The organism is Streptomyces sp. NPDC111628 (assembly GCF_055635195.1).
In genome coordinates, this window is sequence record NZ_JBVKBZ010000003.1 from 393,309 (window position 1) to 408,970 (window position 15,662).

Annotated in this window: 4 protein-coding genes; all 4 read right to left on the minus strand. The window is 73.1% G+C overall.

Translation table 11 applies throughout. From position 1 onward, the window contains the following. Window positions 1-16 precede the first annotated feature (16 nt). The 4 genes from ACZ7MF_RS16730 to ACZ7MF_RS16745 all read right to left on the minus strand — a co-directional run bounded on the left by ACZ7MF_RS16730 (window position 17) and on the right by ACZ7MF_RS16745 (window position 15,583). On the minus strand, window positions 17-1,717 hold the full coding sequence (locus ACZ7MF_RS16730; RefSeq protein WP_471477543.1) for an ABC transporter ATP-binding protein: 1,701 nt from the start codon (window positions 1,715-1,717) through the stop codon (window positions 17-19). After that, complete coding sequence (locus ACZ7MF_RS16735; RefSeq protein WP_471477544.1) at window positions 1,704-12,665, minus strand: non-ribosomal peptide synthetase; 10,962 nt, start codon at window positions 12,663-12,665, stop codon at window positions 1,704-1,706. The genes ACZ7MF_RS16730 and ACZ7MF_RS16735 overlap by 14 nt, the downstream gene beginning before the upstream one ends. A gap of 69 nt (window positions 12,666-12,734) precedes the next feature. Further along, a complete protein-coding gene (locus tag ACZ7MF_RS16740; RefSeq protein WP_471477545.1) occupies window positions 12,735-14,528 on the minus strand; it encodes an ABC transporter ATP-binding protein in 1,794 nt (597 codons plus the stop codon). Window positions 14,529-14,530: 2 nt separating this feature from the next. Continuing rightward, window positions 14,531-15,583, minus strand: a complete 1,053-nt coding sequence (locus tag ACZ7MF_RS16745; RefSeq protein ID WP_471477546.1) for an iron-siderophore ABC transporter substrate-binding protein — start codon at window positions 15,581-15,583, stop codon at window positions 14,531-14,533. Window positions 15,584-15,662: the final 79 nt, after the last annotated feature.

Genomic DNA, 15,662 nt, shown 5'->3' on the forward strand with positions numbered 1-15,662 from the left:
GGCCGCCGCGGCGGGGTCACCGGGTCACCGCCAGGCAGTACGCCTCGTCGGTGGCGAGGAGGTTGCGGTGGGTGTCCTCGGCGGTGATGACGCCTTCGTCCAGGACGAGGACGCGGTCGGCGGCGTCCAGGAGGGCGGGGCTGCTGGTGATCACGAGGGTGGTGCGGTCCCGGCGCAGCTTGGCGACGCCCCGCGCGATGAGCTGTTCGGTGACCGCGTCCACGGCCGTGGTCGGGTCGCGCAGCACCAGGACGTCGGTGTCGGCGGCCAGGGCGCGGGCCAGGGACAGCCGTTGGCGCTGCCCGCCGGAGAGGTTGGCGCCGCGGTCGCGGACGGCGTAGTCGAGTCCTTCGCGGTGCAGGGCGACGACGTCGGTCAGCATCGAGGCCTCGACGGCTTCGGGGACGGTCCGGCTGGTGCCGGACGGGTCGATGTTCGAACGGAGGGTGCCCGCGAAGATCTCGCCGTCGTAGGGGTTGACCAGCAGGTGCTCGCGGACCTCCTCGACCGCCAGCTCCGCGAGGTCCCGTCCGCCGACCCGCACCGTCCCCTCGTAGGTGTCGGGCGGGACGTTCAGGGCCAGGACCGCGGCGAGATCGGCCGCCGCGCCCGGCTGGTAGGCCGCGACGGCCACGAACTCGCCGGCCCGGACCCGGAACCCCACCTTGCGCAGCGCCCCGTGCCGCACGCGGTCGACCTCCAGGTCCCCGCCCGCGGCCGGTCGCTCCGTCCCCGGTGTCGTCACCGGCGGCGCGGTGAGGACGAGCGCCATCCGTTCGGCCGAGGCACGCGCGATCATCACGTACTTCGGCATCTCGGAGAACAGCTTCAGCGGTTCCATGATGAACTGCGCGAGGCCCACGGCCATGACCAGTTCACCGATGTTGATCCGGCCCCGGAAGGCCAGCCAGCCGGCCGTGAGGGTCACGGCGGCGGCGAGCACCGCGTTGAGGGCCAGTGCGGTGCCCGCGTAGACGCCGCTCACCCGGGCGACGGTGACGGACTGGCGCTTCGCCTCCGTGCTGACCTCGCGGTAGGAGCGGAACGCCGCGTGGTTGCCGCCGAAGCCGTGCAGCGGGCGCAGGCCGATGATGAGGTCGGCGACCTTGGCGCCGGCCCGGGCCACCCGGGCCTGCTGCTCGCGGGTGCTGGAGCCGATGCGCCTGGACATCACGCTCAGGACGGACAGGATCGCGACGGTGCCCACGATGACCAGCAGTCCGAGCCGGATGTCGGCCAGCCCCAGCGCCACCGCCGCGATCACCACCGCCACCAGCGAGCTGATCAGCAGCGGCACCACCTCGATGATGTCGGCGGTCTGGTCCGCGTCCTCGGTGGCGATGGTCAGCACCTCGCCGGACTTGAGGTCGACGTCCCCGGCCACCGGCTGGAGTCCGTGGCCCGCGACCCGGACCCGCCAGCGGTGCGCCTCGGTGGTGTTGGCCTTCTGCAGGATCCGCATCCCGAACCGCCAGGACAGGGACACCGTCGTGATGATCACGGCCAGGGCGGCGACGGAGACGCCGAGCGCCTCCGGGCTCCGGTCCCGCATGGTGTGCTCGACGATCAGGCCGAGCGCGATGGGGAAGGCGGTCTCACCGGCCTGGTAGAGACCCATGAGGAGGGTGCCCCACGCCATCGCGCCGACGTTGCGCCGCAGGGCGGTACGGAGGATGTCGGACCCCGCGCGGGGCCGCTGTGTGTCAGTTGTGGTCATCGAGGTGACGGGCAATCGCTTCCGGGGTTCGCAGGGTGAACAGATCACGGATGGTGATCACTGGACCGTACTCCCGGCGGAGCAGCCCGGTCAGCCGCACCGCCAGCATGGAGTGACCGCCGAGGGCCACGAAGTCGCTCACGGCGCTCACCTCGTCGTCGTCCAGGTCCAGGGCCTCGGCGAAGAGTTCGCACACCGTCGTCTCCGTCTCCGTCTCCGGCGCGCGCTCCCCCGCCGTGGTCAGCGCGCCCAGCGGCTTGGCCTCCGGAAGCGCCTTGGTGTCGGCCTTCCCGTTCACGGTCAGCGGGATGCCGTCGACCTGGGCGTAGTGGGTGGGGCGCAGGAAGTCCGGCAGTGCGGCGCCCACTTGGGCGGCGACCTCGGCCAGATCGGCGGTATCCAGCACGAGGTAGGCGGCCAGTCGGTGGGCGCCGTCGACCTGCGGGTCGGGCTGGGCGACGGCGGCCACGAACCGCACCGCAGGATGGGCGGCGAACGCCGCCTCGACCTCGCCGAGTTCGACCCGGTGACCGCGGATCTTGACCTGCTGGTCGGTGCGGCCGAGGTACATCAGATTGCCGTCGGCGCGTCGCACCACCAGGTCGCCGGTGCGGTACATGCGCGCGCCGGGCGCGCCGAAGGGGCAGGCGACGAAGCGGTGCGCGGTCTGGGCGGGCTGCCCGAGGTAGCCGCGCGCGATGCCGACCCCCGCGACGTACAGCTCGCCGGGGACGCCGTCGGGCAGTGGCCGCAGCCACGGGTCCAGCACGTACACGTCGGTGTTGTCGATCGCGACGCCCACCACCGGGTCCGGGCACTCGAAGGTGCCGACGCCGAGGGTGTTGATGGTGTACTCGGTGGGGCCGTACAGGTTGTAGCCGACGGTGCCCTCGGTCTCGGCCAGCCGCGTCCACAGTGCCGGGGTGACCGCCTCGCCGCCCAGCAGCACCAGCGCGGGCCGGCGGGCCGGATCGTCGAGCAGGCCCTCGGCGAGCAGTTGCTGCGCGTAGGTCGGGGTGACGTTGACGACGTCGACCCCGTGCTCCAGGCAGTACGCGACCAGCCGGGGTGCGTCGCGGCGCAGTTCCTCGTCGCAGATGTGCACTTCGTGGCCGTCGGCGAGCCACAGCAGCTCCTCCCACGACATGTCGAAGGCGAAGGACACGGTGTGGGCGACGCGGAAGGTGCGGTGGCCGTGCCGCGCCAGGACCGGTTCGAAGATCCGGCGCTGGTGGTTGACGAGCATGTTGGTGAGTCCGGCGTACTCGGTCACCACCCCCTTGGGCCGGCCGGTCGAGCCCGAGGTGTAGATCGTGTACGCGGGGTGCCGCAGCCGGTCCGGGTCGCCCGGCGCGAAGGTCACGCACGGCTCGGCGTCCGGCAGCGGCCGGTCCAGCTCGATCGGGTCCGGGCCGCCGGTGAGCCGGGGCGTCACGGCGCTCACCGTGAGTACGGCGTCGGGGCGGGCGTCCGCGACGATCGCGGCGATCCGCTCGTCCGGGTGGTCCAGTTCCAGCGGCACGTAGGCGGCGCCGGTGCGCAGTACGGCGAAGAGGGCCACGATCGAGTCCAGCGAGCGGGGGAGGGCGAGGCCCACCGTCGCCCCGGGGCCGATGCCGCGCCCGGCCAGCACACCCGCCACGGCCCGGCTGCGGTCCCGCAGGTGCGCGAAGGTCATCGTGGAGCCGTGGGCGACCAGCGCCGTCCGCTCCGGTTCCCGGTCGGCCGCCCGGTCGAAGCGGTCCACGACGGTGTCCGTGCCGATCCCGGTGCGCGGGGCGGGCTCGGGGGCGGGGGCCAGTGGGGGCAGGGCGCCGATCGGCGCGCGGGATTCGGCGGTCCCGGTGGGTCCGGCCAGGTCGTCGAGCACCCGGAGGTAGTCGTCGAGGAGGGTCCGCGCGTGGGCGGTGTCGTGGTCGCGGTACTCCAGTTTGACGGTGAGCCGGTCGCCGGGGGTGACGACCCAGGTGAACGGATAGTGGGTGGAGTCGTCGGCCCGCACCGAGGTGATGCCGTGCCGGGCGTTCATCTCGGCGAAGGCGTCCAGGTCCAGGAAGTTCTGGAGGACGAACAGGTTGTCGAACAGCGTGTCGTGGCCGCCGGCCCGCTGGATCTCGCCGAGCCCGAGGTGCTCGTGCTCCATGGCGTCGACCCTGGCCTGCTGCACCGCCGTCAGGTAGGCGCGGACCGTGTCGTGCGGCCGGGCCCGGGTCCACATGGGGACGGTGTTGAGCAGTACGCCGACGATGTCGGCCAGCCCTTCGCCCTCGCGGCCGGAGACGGTCACGCCGAAGACGGCGTCGGCGCGGCCGGTGCGGGCGCCCAGGAGGAGGCCGAAGGCGCCGGTCAGCACCGAGTTCAGTGTGACGCCGTACGTCCGGGCGGCCGCCCTCAGCGCGTCCGACCGTTCGGCGGTCAGCGTGTGCGCGAGTGCGCGCGGCAGGTCGTCGGGGAGGGCGGGCGCCGGTCCGGCGAGCAGGGTGGGGCCGGACAGGCCGGCCAGGTGCCGCGCCCAGAAGCGTTCCGAGGCGGCCGGGTCCTTGGCTGCCAGGGCCCGGGCGTGGTCCTCGAAGCCCGGCGTGGCCGGTCCGGGGGCGAGGGGCTCGCCCGCCAGGACGGCACGGTAGGCGTCGAACAGGTCGCGCAGCACGATCTCGCGCGACCAGCCGTCCCACAGCAGCAGGTGGTAGCTGAGCAGCAGGCCGTCGCGGTCGTCGGGCAGCCGCACCACGGTCAGGCGGATCAGCGGCGGCTCGGCGGGGTCGAATCCGCGTTCCCGGTCTCCGCGGCGCAGGGCGTCGGCCTCCGCCTCCGTCGCCGCCTCCACCGTGCGGACGTCGATCCGGCGGCCCGCGGCGAGGACCTGGACGGGGTTGCCGTCCTCGTCCGTGGTGAAGCCCGCGCCGGCGGCCGGGTGCCGGGCGAGTACGTACGCCGTCGCCCGGGACAACGCGTCGGTGACCAGGCGGCGATCGAAGGTGAAGTAGCTCTGGGCGACGTAGTGTCCGGCCGGGCCGGTCAGCTGGGCCTGGAAGTACAGGCCCCGTTGGAGGGGGGTGACGGGTGCCGTGCGCTCGGCCGTCGCGGCGGCCTCGGCGATCCGTTCCAGTGCGCGGTGCCAGTGCTCGGTGATCTCGTCCGGGACGCCCTCGACCAGGGTGAAGGCCGCGTGCAGGCTGCCGGTGGCCGCGTCGGTCCAGGCGTTCACCTCGACGGCGTACGGGCTGCTCTCGTCGCCGCCGGTCAGGCGCGGTGCGTCCGACTCGCCGCCCCGGCCCAGGTAGTTGAACAGGACTTGCGGGCGGGCGGTGTCGAGCAGCGGCGCGGTCTGCGGGTTGAGGTACCTGAGGCCGCCGTAGGCGACGTGCGCATGCTCGTCCGGCTGGCGTTCGGCGACCTCGCGCGCCGCGGCGACGGGGTCGGTGTGCGCGGTGAGCCGTACGGGCGCGATGGCGGTGAACCAGCCGACGGTGCGGGTGTAGTCGTGGTGGCCGAGAGCCGGGACCCTGCCGTGCCGCTCCAGGTCGACCGCCAGGTCGGTGGGCGTCGGCTGGACGCGGGTCAGCGCGGTGCGCAGCGCGCCGCACAGCAGCTCGGTGAGGCCGAGGCCCAGGGCGGCGGGTGCGGTGCGGGTCACGCGGTCGCTCACGTCGGGGGCCAGGACGACCGTCGTCTCGCGCCGCTTCCCGGCGGCGGGCAGCGGGGCGGGGGCCCGGAGCGTGGTGATCCAGTGGTCCAGGCCGTCGGTCTCCTGCGCGGCCCGCTGCGTGAGCGCCTGTGCGTACTCGGCGTAGGGCGTGGTGGGCGGTGCCGGTGCTGCCCCGCGCATCGCGGCGGCCAGGTCGTCCAGCAGGATCAGCCAGGACACGGCGTCGACGGCGAGGTGGTGCACGGCGACCACCAGGGTCCGGCCGGTCTCCAGCCAGGTGAACGCGACGACGTCGCCGTTCTCGGGATCGAGTCGGCCGGCCGCCTCGTCGGCCGTGCGCGTCACGTCGGTTCCGGCCCCGCGGGTCACCGTGACCTCGCGGACGGGTTCGGTGCTCAGGGACCACACCCCGTGCTCGACGCGGAGCCGCAGCCGCAGTGCCGGGTGGGTGGCGACGACGGCGCGCGCGGCGCGCTCCGCGTCCGCGAACCCGGTGCCCTCGGGTGCGGCCAGCGTCCTGGCCTGGGCGAACCGGGCGAGGGAACCGCCCAGTTCGCGTCGGCGCAGCATGATCGGCGCGGGTGGCAGCGGGCCGTCCCGGTGGCCGGTGGGTGCGGTGGAAACCTCGGGTGGCGCGGTACGCGTCGCCAGGTGCTCGGCGAGCGCGCGGGGTGTGCGGAGCAGGAACACGTCGCGCGGTGCGACGGGCAGGCCGGCCGCCCTGGCCCGGTTGATCAGGGCGATGGCGACGATGCTGTCGCCTCCGGCGCCGAAGAAGTCGGTGTCGGCGTCCGGTGCGGAGCCGGGCAGTGTCCCGGCGAAGAGGTCGACGAGGGTGGCGAGTACGGAGTCGTTCCCGCCGTGCGGCGCGGCCTCGGCGCTCGGCGTGTGTGCCGCGCGCTCGGTCAGCGCCCTGCGGTCGAGCTTCCCGTTGACCGTCAGCGGCAGGGCGTCCACGGACAGCACCCGGCCCGGCACCATGTGCGCGGGCAGTCTCGCCGACAGGAGCCCGGTGAGGTCCGCGGGAACCCGGCCCACGACGTGCGCGACCAGGTGGTCGTCGCTGTCCGCCACGGTCACGGCGGCGTCCACCACGCCGTCCAGGTCGCGGATCGCGGACTCCACCTCGCCCGGTTCGATGCGGAAGCCCTTCAGCTGCACCTGGTCGTCGGCGCGGCCCGCGAACTCCAGTTGTCCGTCGAGCGTGCGGCGGGCGAGGTCACCTGTGTGGTACATGCGGGAGCCGTCGGCCGTGAACGGGTTCGCCACGAACCGGCCCGCGGTGAGCCCCGGCCTGCCCAGGTAGCCGAGCGACACCTGGTCGCCGGCGACGTAGATGGCGCCCACCCGGCCCGGCGGCACCGGGCGGAGCCGGTCGTCGAGCAGGTGGGTGACGAGGCCGGGGACCGGGCCGCCGATCGGGCTGGCGGCACGGTCGCCGGGGGTGAAGTCGGCGGCGGTCAGCACCCGGTGGGTGACGTGGACGGTGGTCTCGGTGATGCCGTACATGTTGACCAGTTCCGGCGATTCGGTGCCGTGCCGCGCCACCCAGTCACGCAGCCGTGCGAGGTCCAGTCCCTCGCCGCCGAAGATGATCCTGCGCAGTGCGGGCAGCGGCTGGCCCGCGTGCCGGTCGGCCTCGGCGAACCGGTGGAACGCCGACGGGGTCTGGTTGAGCACCGTGACCCCGCGCTCGCGGACCAGGCGGTGGAAGTCGACCGGGGAACGGGTCAGGCCGTACTCCGGCACCAGCAGCTCACCGCCGTGCGTGAGCGCGCCCCACAGCTCCCAGACGGCGAAGTCGAAGGAGAAGGAGTGGAACTGGACCCACACGTCGTCCGGGCCGAAGGCCATGGCGGGCCGGGTGTTGGCGAGCAGCGTCACCACACTGGAGTGAGGGACGACGACGCCCTTGGGGCGGCCGGTCGATCCGGAGGTGTAGATCACGTACGCGGGGTCGTGCCAGCCGGCTCCGGGTCCGGGATGCGCGGCGGTGGGCGGGTGTTCCTCCCCTTGTACGAGCAGGCGGGCCCGCACGTTCGCACGGTCCAGCAGCCGGGTGAACCGGTCGCGCTGCTCCGGGGCCACGAGGACGACCTGCGGGGCGGAGTCGGCGAGGACGTACTCCAAGCGCTCGTCGGGGTACGCCAGGTCCAGTGGTACGTAGGCGCCGCCCGCGCCGACGACGGCGGTCAGGGCGACGACCTGCTCGACGGAGCGGGGCACGGCGACGGCGACCCGCTTGCCGGGGCCGACCCCGGCCGCGCGCATTGCGGCGGCCAACTCGTCCTTGGCCGAGGCGAGTTCGCCGTAGGTCAGGGTCCGGGTGGCGCCGTCGAGGGCGCACTGGGTGACGGCGGGGGCGGCCGGGTCGCGGCACGCCGCGGTGTCGAACAGTTCACCCAGGGTAGTTGGGGCGATCGGCTCGACCCGCCCGGCGCCCTCGGACGCCAGGCCGCCGACCGGGGCGTCCGGCCGGGTGAGCAGAGCGGTGAGGGTCCGGGTGAAGGTGCGCAGGATCTCGCGGACCTCGGGTTCCCGCAGCAGCTCGGCGTCGTGGATCAGGTTGAAGCGCGGGCGGCCGTCCGGTGTGCGCTCCACCACCAGCGTCAGCGGGTAGTGCGGGGCGCCCTCGTTGACGATGTTGGTGACGGCGAGGGTGTCGCCGGGGCGCCGCAGTCCGTCCACGTCGGTCGCCACGTCGAACACCACCAGGGTGTCGAAGAGCGCTCCGGCACCGGCCCGGCGGGCGATGCGCGCCAGCGAGACGTGCTGGTGGGGCAGCACCGCGGCCTGGTGTGCCCGGACGGCGGTCAGCAGGTCCTGCGCGGTCGTGGTGGCGGCCCAGCGGGCGCGCAGGGGGACCGTGTTGATGAACAGGCCCACCATGTCCTCGATGCCGGGCACGTCCGCGTCCCGCCCGGACACCGTGGAGCCGAACACCACGTCGTCACGGTGCAGGATGCCGCCCAGGGTGAGGGCCCAGGCGCCGTGGACGGCGACGCTCAGCGGCACACCGGCCGACCGGGCGGCCGCGTCGACGTCGGCGTCCGCGGTCGTCGCGGTGTCGGCGAAGTGCGCGGAGGGCGGGTGCCCCTCGGCGATCAGCGACGGGCCGGGGAGGTCCGCCAGTTGCTCGTCCCACACCCGGTCGCTCGCCGCGTCGTCGCGTGCGGCGAGCCGGCGCACGTGGTCGGGGAAACCGCCGAGCGCGTGTCCGGAACCCGGCGCCCGGTATTCGGCCAGCAGGCTGCGCAGCATGGGCGGCACGGACCAGCCGTCGGCGACGATGTGGTGCACCGTCTGCACCAGGACGTGTCTGCCGGCTCCCGCGCGGATGAGGGTGTACCGCATCAGCGGACCGGTCGCCAGGTCGAACCCGGCGCGGCGGTCGCGTTCGGCGTGGGCGCGGATCTCGTCGTCGGTGATGCCGGGGCGGTCCAGCGTGGTGAAGGGTGCCTCGTGCCCGCTCTCCAGTACGGAGACCACACGGCCGTCGGCCAGGGCCACGAAGCGCGCGGCCAGGTTCGGGTGGAGGGCCAGCAGGCGGGTGGCCGCCGCGGCCAGTCGGCCGGGGTCCACCTCGCCCTCCAGCGTGAGCAGTTGCTGCTCGACGTAGCTGCCGGTGGCGTCGTCGTCGTAGACCGAGTGGAAGTACAGACCCTCCTGCAGCGGGGTCAGCGGGAGGATGTCCCGCAGCGCCGGGCCGTCGAGGGCGTCGACGTCTGCCTGGGTGAGCGGCAGTGGGTGGAAGTCGCTGGGCGAGTGGCCGCCGTCGTCCAGGGCGGCCAGCCCGGTGAGCGCCTCCAGGTAGTACGCGCCGAGGGCGGTGATGTCCGTGTCGGTGAACATGCCGTCCGGCCAGGAGATGGCGGTGACCAGTGTGTAGGCGCCGGTGGCATCGGGTTCGGCGATCGCGTTGAACTCCAGGGCACGGGGCAGTCGCATGCGCGGATCGCGCTTCTCGCCCAACTGTCCGTTGACACTGGTCAGTTGCCATTCGTCCGACGAACTCGCGTCGAACCGGCCCAGATAGTTGAAGAGCACCTGGGGGGCGGGTGAGTCGAAGGCGACCTGGGCCAGATGGCGCAGCGCGCCGTAGGAGACACCGTGGTCCGGTACGCGGGCGAGGTCCTCCTTGACCGCCTTGAGCGCGGCGGACAGGTACTCGGGTGCGGTGGGGTCCGGGGTGGTGCCGGGGTCGACGGTCACCGGGAAGAGGGTGGTGAACCAGCCGATCGTCCTGGAGAGTTCCGGCTCGAAGCCGGCGGACGGGGCGACGAACGCGGCCTCACGGCCGTGGCCCTCGAGCTCGATGTGCGCGAAGGTCTGGGTCTGGCCGAGGTCGCGGCGCCGGCGGGCGACGGCGACGGCGAGCGCGGTCACCAGGACGTCGTTGACGCCCGCGTGGAACTTCGCGGGTGTGTCGCCGAGGAGCGCGGCCGTGGTCGTGGCGTCGGTCGAAACGGTCCGGATCCGCTCGCTTGCCACGGTGTCGTCCGCGGTCAGGGGGCGCCTGCCCAACGGTTGGTCGGGCCCCGGCAGGGGGCGGCGGAAGTAGGCGCTGTCCGCGTCGAACGCCGCGCGCTCCAGCAGCTGGGTCCAGCGCCGGAACGACGTTCCGGCCGAGGGGAGTTCTACCGCGGTGCCCGAGGTGAACTGCCGCCACGCCGTGGCCAGGTCGTCCATCAGCACCCGCCAGGACACGCCGTCGATCACCACGTGGTGGACGACGAGGGCCAGTTGCCGTGCCTCGCGGCGCCAGACGGCGCGCAGCATCGCGCCGCCCGCCGGGTCCAGTTCCTCGGCGGCGAGGGCGAGGCACGCGTCGAGCGGCCGGTCGCTCTCCCGCCAGAGCGGCACGGCCGGTACCGCATGCGTCTCCGTCTCCGCTTCCGCTTCCGCTTCCGGGATGTCGAAGCCCCAGCGCTCGCCGCGCACCAGCCTGGCCCGCAGCATGGGGTGCCGCCGGACCACGGCGGCGAGGATCGCGTCGAGGGCGTCGGCGGTCAGGTCCGCCGGGGTGTTGAGCACGACCGACTGGACGAATCCGTCGATGGCGTCCGTGGTCTCGCCGAGCCACTGCACGACGGGCGACCCCACGACGCTTCCGGTGGGCACGTCACGGTGGTCCACGACGGTGGTGTCCTCGCGGCTCGCCACCGCAGCCAGAGCTCCCACCGTGCTGTGGGTGAAGATCTGCCGGGCCGTGACGTAGAGCCCCGCGTCGCGCAGCCTGCCGAGCAGCGAGATGGCCAGGATGCTGTCGCCGCCGAGCTGGAAGAAGTCCTGGTCGACGCCGACCCGGTCGAGTTGGAGCAGTGCCGCGACCGCCGCGCACACCGTCCGCTCCTCGTCGGTGGCGGGCGGGACGGACGAGCCCGCGGCGATCACGGGCTCGGGCAGCGCGTTCCGGTCGAGCTTGCCGTTCGCGGTGAGCGGGAACTGCGTCATCACGACGACGTGGGTGGGCACCATGTACTCCACCATGTGCTCGCCGGCCCAGGCCTTGACCTCGTCCGCCCGCAGGTCCTCGTGTCCGGCGGCCGGGATGACGTACCCCACCAGGTAGGTGCCGCCCGCCGTGTTTTTCTTCGCGACGACGCAGGTGTGGCGCGCGTGGGGGTGCTCGGCGAGGCCGACCTCGACGTCCTCGATCTCCAGGCGCATGCCCCGGATCTTGACCTGGTTGTCCGCGCGGCCGAGGAAGTCGAGCGAGCCGTCGGGGGCGAAGCGCGCGAGGTCACCGGTCCGGTACAGCCTGGAGCCGTCGTCGGCGAAGGGATTGGCCACGAACCGGGACGCGGTGAGGCCCGGCGCGTTCACGTAGCCGCGGCCCAGCAGCAGGCCCCCCGCGTACAGTTCGCCGCCGACGCCGACCGGGACGGGGCGCAGTTCGTCGTCCAGGACGTACAGCCGGGTGTTGGGGTTGGCCCGGCCGATCGACGTCGACAGGCGCTCCGCCGCGCCCCGGTAGACGACGTGCGACACGCCGATCGTCGTCTCGGCGGGGCCGTAGCCGTGGTAGAGGGGGATGTCGAGCCGGGTGCGGAAGCGCTCGTAGAGTTCGGGCGTGAGCACCTCGCCGCCGCACCAGACGTGGCGGAGGCTGTCGAGGCGCCCCGAGTCGCCGGCCATCTCCAGCAGCACGTCCAGCATGGAGGAGACCAGGTACGTGAAGGTGACGCGCTGTTCGTCGATCACGCTCAGCAGGTGGTGCGGGTCGCGTTCGCCGCCGGGCCGCAGGACGACGAGTCTGCCGCCGCTGACGAGGGGCAGGAAGATCTCGTTGATGGAGATGTCGAAGGACAGCGGCGCCTTGAAGAGGGACGCGTCGTCGTGGCCGAAGCCCAGGATCTCGTGGATCTGCCAGAGCAGGCGCTCGCTGATCGCCTCGTGCCGGATCATGGCGCCCTTGGGACGCCCGGTCGAGCCCGAGGTGAAGATGACGTAGGCCAGGGCGTCGCCGGGGACGGTGACTCCGGTCCCCTCGGTGGGTCGGGCGCCGAACCGCCAGTCGCCGAGGTCGACGGCCACGGCGTCCGGTTCGCCCGGGGCGGGCTCGCCCGAGGCGTTGAGCTGTACGACGACCCCGGCGTCCTCGATGACGACGGCCCGGCGCTCGGCGGGCCAGTGCGGGTCGAGCGGGACGAAGGCGCCGCCCGCCTGGAGGACGGCGAGCAGCCCGATCACCATCTCGGCCGAGCGTTCCAGGGAGATGCCGACGACGTCTTCCGCGGTGACCCCTCGTGCGATCAGGTGATGGGCCAACTGGGCGGAATTCTCGGCGGCCTGACGGTAGGTCAGGGTGCGGCGTTCATCGACGACGGCCACGGCGTCCGGCCTGGCGCGCGCCTGTTCGCGGAACATCTCCACCAGGCCGGGGCGGACTCGGTCGGCGTCGGTGTCGTTCCACCTGGCGAGGAGCTCCAGCCGATCCGCCGGGCCACAGGGGCCGACGGTGCCGAGCGGGCGGTCCGGGAAGTCGGCCAGGTCGTCGAGCGCGAGCTGCGCCTCGTCGGGCCCGACGCCGTCCGGGAGGGTGATGGTCCGGCCGTCCGCGTCGACGCTCCAACCGGTGGGCGCGGTGCCGCCGTTGTCGGCCCAGCCGAGCACGTCGGTGAACAGGGTGCCCGGGGCCAGGTCGAGTCCGGCGGGGCCGCGGCCCGCGGCCCAGTACGCCAGTGCGACGGCACACGCCTCGGTGATGACCTGGTCGGAGAAATCGCCGGTGCGGCGGCGCACGCCGGTCAGCTGCGCGGGAGAAAGCCGTACGAGAGAAGCGGTCGGTTCCATCATCGAAGACTCAACGCCCCTTCCAAGGAATGAAGGCAGGCTAACCTAACTTAGGCATGCCTAACACCCCGCCTAGCTGCCCTCCCGCCAGGCCCGCCACAGCCGTGCGTAGCGGCCACCCAGGGCCACCAACTCCGCGTGTGTGCCCTCCTCGACGACCCGCCCGGCGTCCAGGACGGCAATCCGGTCCGCCGCCATCGCCTGGGTCAGGCGGTGCGCCACGAACAGGGTGGTGCGTCCGGCGCACGCGGCGAGCACGGCCCGCTCCAGCTCCGCGGCGCCCTCGCTGCCCGCCTCCGCGGTCGACTCGTCGAGGACCACCACGGGCGCCCGGCCGAGCACCAGCCGGGCCAGCGCGATCTGGGCGACCTTGGTCACGTCGAGGCGCTCGCCGCCCTCTCCGACCGGTGTGTCCAGCCCGTCGGGCAGCGCGTCCACCCACGGACCGGCACCGACGGTGCGCAGGGCGGCCAGGAGTTCGGCGTCGGTCGCCTCCGGCGCGGCCAGCCGCAGGTCGTCGGCGAGCGGACCGGAGAACACGTGCGTCTCCTGGGTCAGGATGCTCACCAGGGCCCGTGCCCCGGCCTCGTCCAGCTGCGCCAGGTCGGCCGGCCCGACGCGCACCGACCCCGACTGCGGGGTCCCGATGCCCGCGACCAGCGCGGCCAGCGTCGTCTTGCCCGCGCCCGTCGCCCCCACGAGCGCGAGCGAGCCCCCTGCCGGGATCGTCAGGTCGACGTCCCTGAGGACCGGTTCGTCGGCACCCGGGTAGGTGAACGTCAGACCCCGCACGGTCACCGGGTACGCTCCGGCCGCCGCCGTCCCGACGGACGCGTCACCGACCAGCCGGTCCTCCGCGTCCTCCCCGAGCACGCCGACCAGCCGGGTCAGGCTCGCGCCCGACTTCTGCGCCTCGTCGAAGGTGAACATGATGGCGCCCAGCGGGGTGAACAGCCGGTGGAAGAGCAGCGGTGCCGCGGACACCTCGCCCAGGGTGGCCGCGTCCGCCTCCAGCAGCGCGTAGCCCACCACGATGATGAGGGTCAGCCCGATGAACTCGGCGCGGTTCTCCCGGCCGACGAACCGGCCGAAGAACCGGAACACCTCGATGCCGAGCTCGCGCACCCGCCACGACTCCCGGGTGACCCGTTCCCGGAAGGCGCCCTCGAGCCGGTAGGCCCGGACGGTGTCGATGCCGTTCAGGCCGCTGATCAGGGCCTGCGCCCGGTCGGCCTGGGCCACCCGCTGCTTCTGGTACAGCGGGGCGGACCTCGGCAGGTACCAGCGCAGGGCCAGCGCGTACGCGGGCAGCGCACCGGCGCCCGCCAGACCGAGCCGCCAGTCGAGCCCGAACATGCCGGCCGTGGCGATGGCGACGAGGACTCCGGCCGAGAACACCGTGGGAACGGCGGTGCGGATCCCCTTGGAGATCACGGCGACGTCGTCGCCGACCCGGGACAGCACGTCGCCTCGGCCCACCTGTTCGACGCGCGCGCTGGGCATCGCCAGGACGGCGCGGACGGCGCCCTCCCGCAGCCGGGCGAGCAGGTCGGCGCCCAGCCTCCCGATCAGACAGGTCGACACCGCGGTCGCCGCCGCGCCGAGCAGCGCCGCGGCGACCATCAGGGCCCCGATCGTGACCAGGACGGACTGTGACTCGCCCACGGCCACCGCGTCGACCACACGGCCGAGCAGCAGCACCGGAAGCACCTGGAGCGCCGCTCCCGCCACCGTGGTGAGCACGGTGGCGGTCGTCAGCCACGGCACCTCGCGGCAGTGCGCCGCGACCCATCGGCCGGCCTCGCGTCCGGTCGCCGTACGCAGAACGGCCGGGGGCGTGGCGACGCGGGTGTCGGTGACGCTCACACCTACCCGGCCGACTTGACGAGTTCGTCGACGGCGTACGGCATGGACAGCAGGGTGCCCTGGGAGATGGCCGCGCCGACCGCCGGGCCCTCACTGTCCAGCAGGTAGGACACCTTGCCGTTCTTGACGGCGTCCAGGTTGGTGAACAGCTCGAACTTCTTCAACGCGTCCTGGTCCGCCTTGTCGTTGATGACGAAGATGCGGTCCACGTCGACCAGGTCGACGCGCTCGGGCGAGAGCGTGGTGTAGAAGTCGCCGCCGGCGACCTTGTCGATCTCGGTCTGGTACTTGAAGCCGATGCCGGTCACCAGCCGTCCGCGCACGTCGGTGGAGGTGAACGGGGCCACCGAGTCCTTGTACCAGGACAGCACGACCGCGGTCTTGTCCGCGAACTCGGGGTGCGCCTGCTTGGCCGCGTCCAGCTTGCCCTGGATGTCGGCCACCATCTTCTCGCCCTCCTCGGCCTTGCCGAGCGCCTTGGCGATGTGCAGCGCGTTGTCCTGCCAGGGAGCGCTGAACGGCTCCTTCTCACCCTTGGTGCGGCCCACCGTGGGCGCGATCTTGGAGAGCTTGTCGTAGGCGGCCTGGTCGATCTCGGAGTAGACCGCGACGATCAGGTCGGGGCGCAGGGCGGCGATCTTCTCGTAGTTGGGGCCCGTGTCGCCGTTCTTCATGATGACCTCGGGCTTGGTGTCCCCCCACTTGTCCTTCACCCAGGGCCACTGGGTGTTGATGTCGGGGCTCTGGCCGGCCGGGTTCGGGTACTGGTCGACCATGCCGACGGGCTTGATGCCGAAGGCCAGGACGGTCTGGTCGTCGGTGTAGCCGACGGAGACGACCCGCTCGGGCGCCTTGTCGATCTTCGTCGTTCCGAACGCGTGCTCCACGGTGACCGGGAAGGCGCCGGCCGCGGCCGGTGTGTCGCCGTCGGCCTGGTCCGCCGAGTCGTCCGAGTCGGAACCGCACCCCGCGAGGAGTCCGACGCCGAGCGCGGCGGCGGACAGGGCCGCCGCGAGTCGTCGCCAGGGCTTCATACGCGTCGTTCTGAGGAGCATCCGGAGATCCCTTTGCTGTCGCGCCGTCCACTGCGCCCCCTCTGAGGGCAGCAAACCATATCGCGCCTGAGTGAGGTTA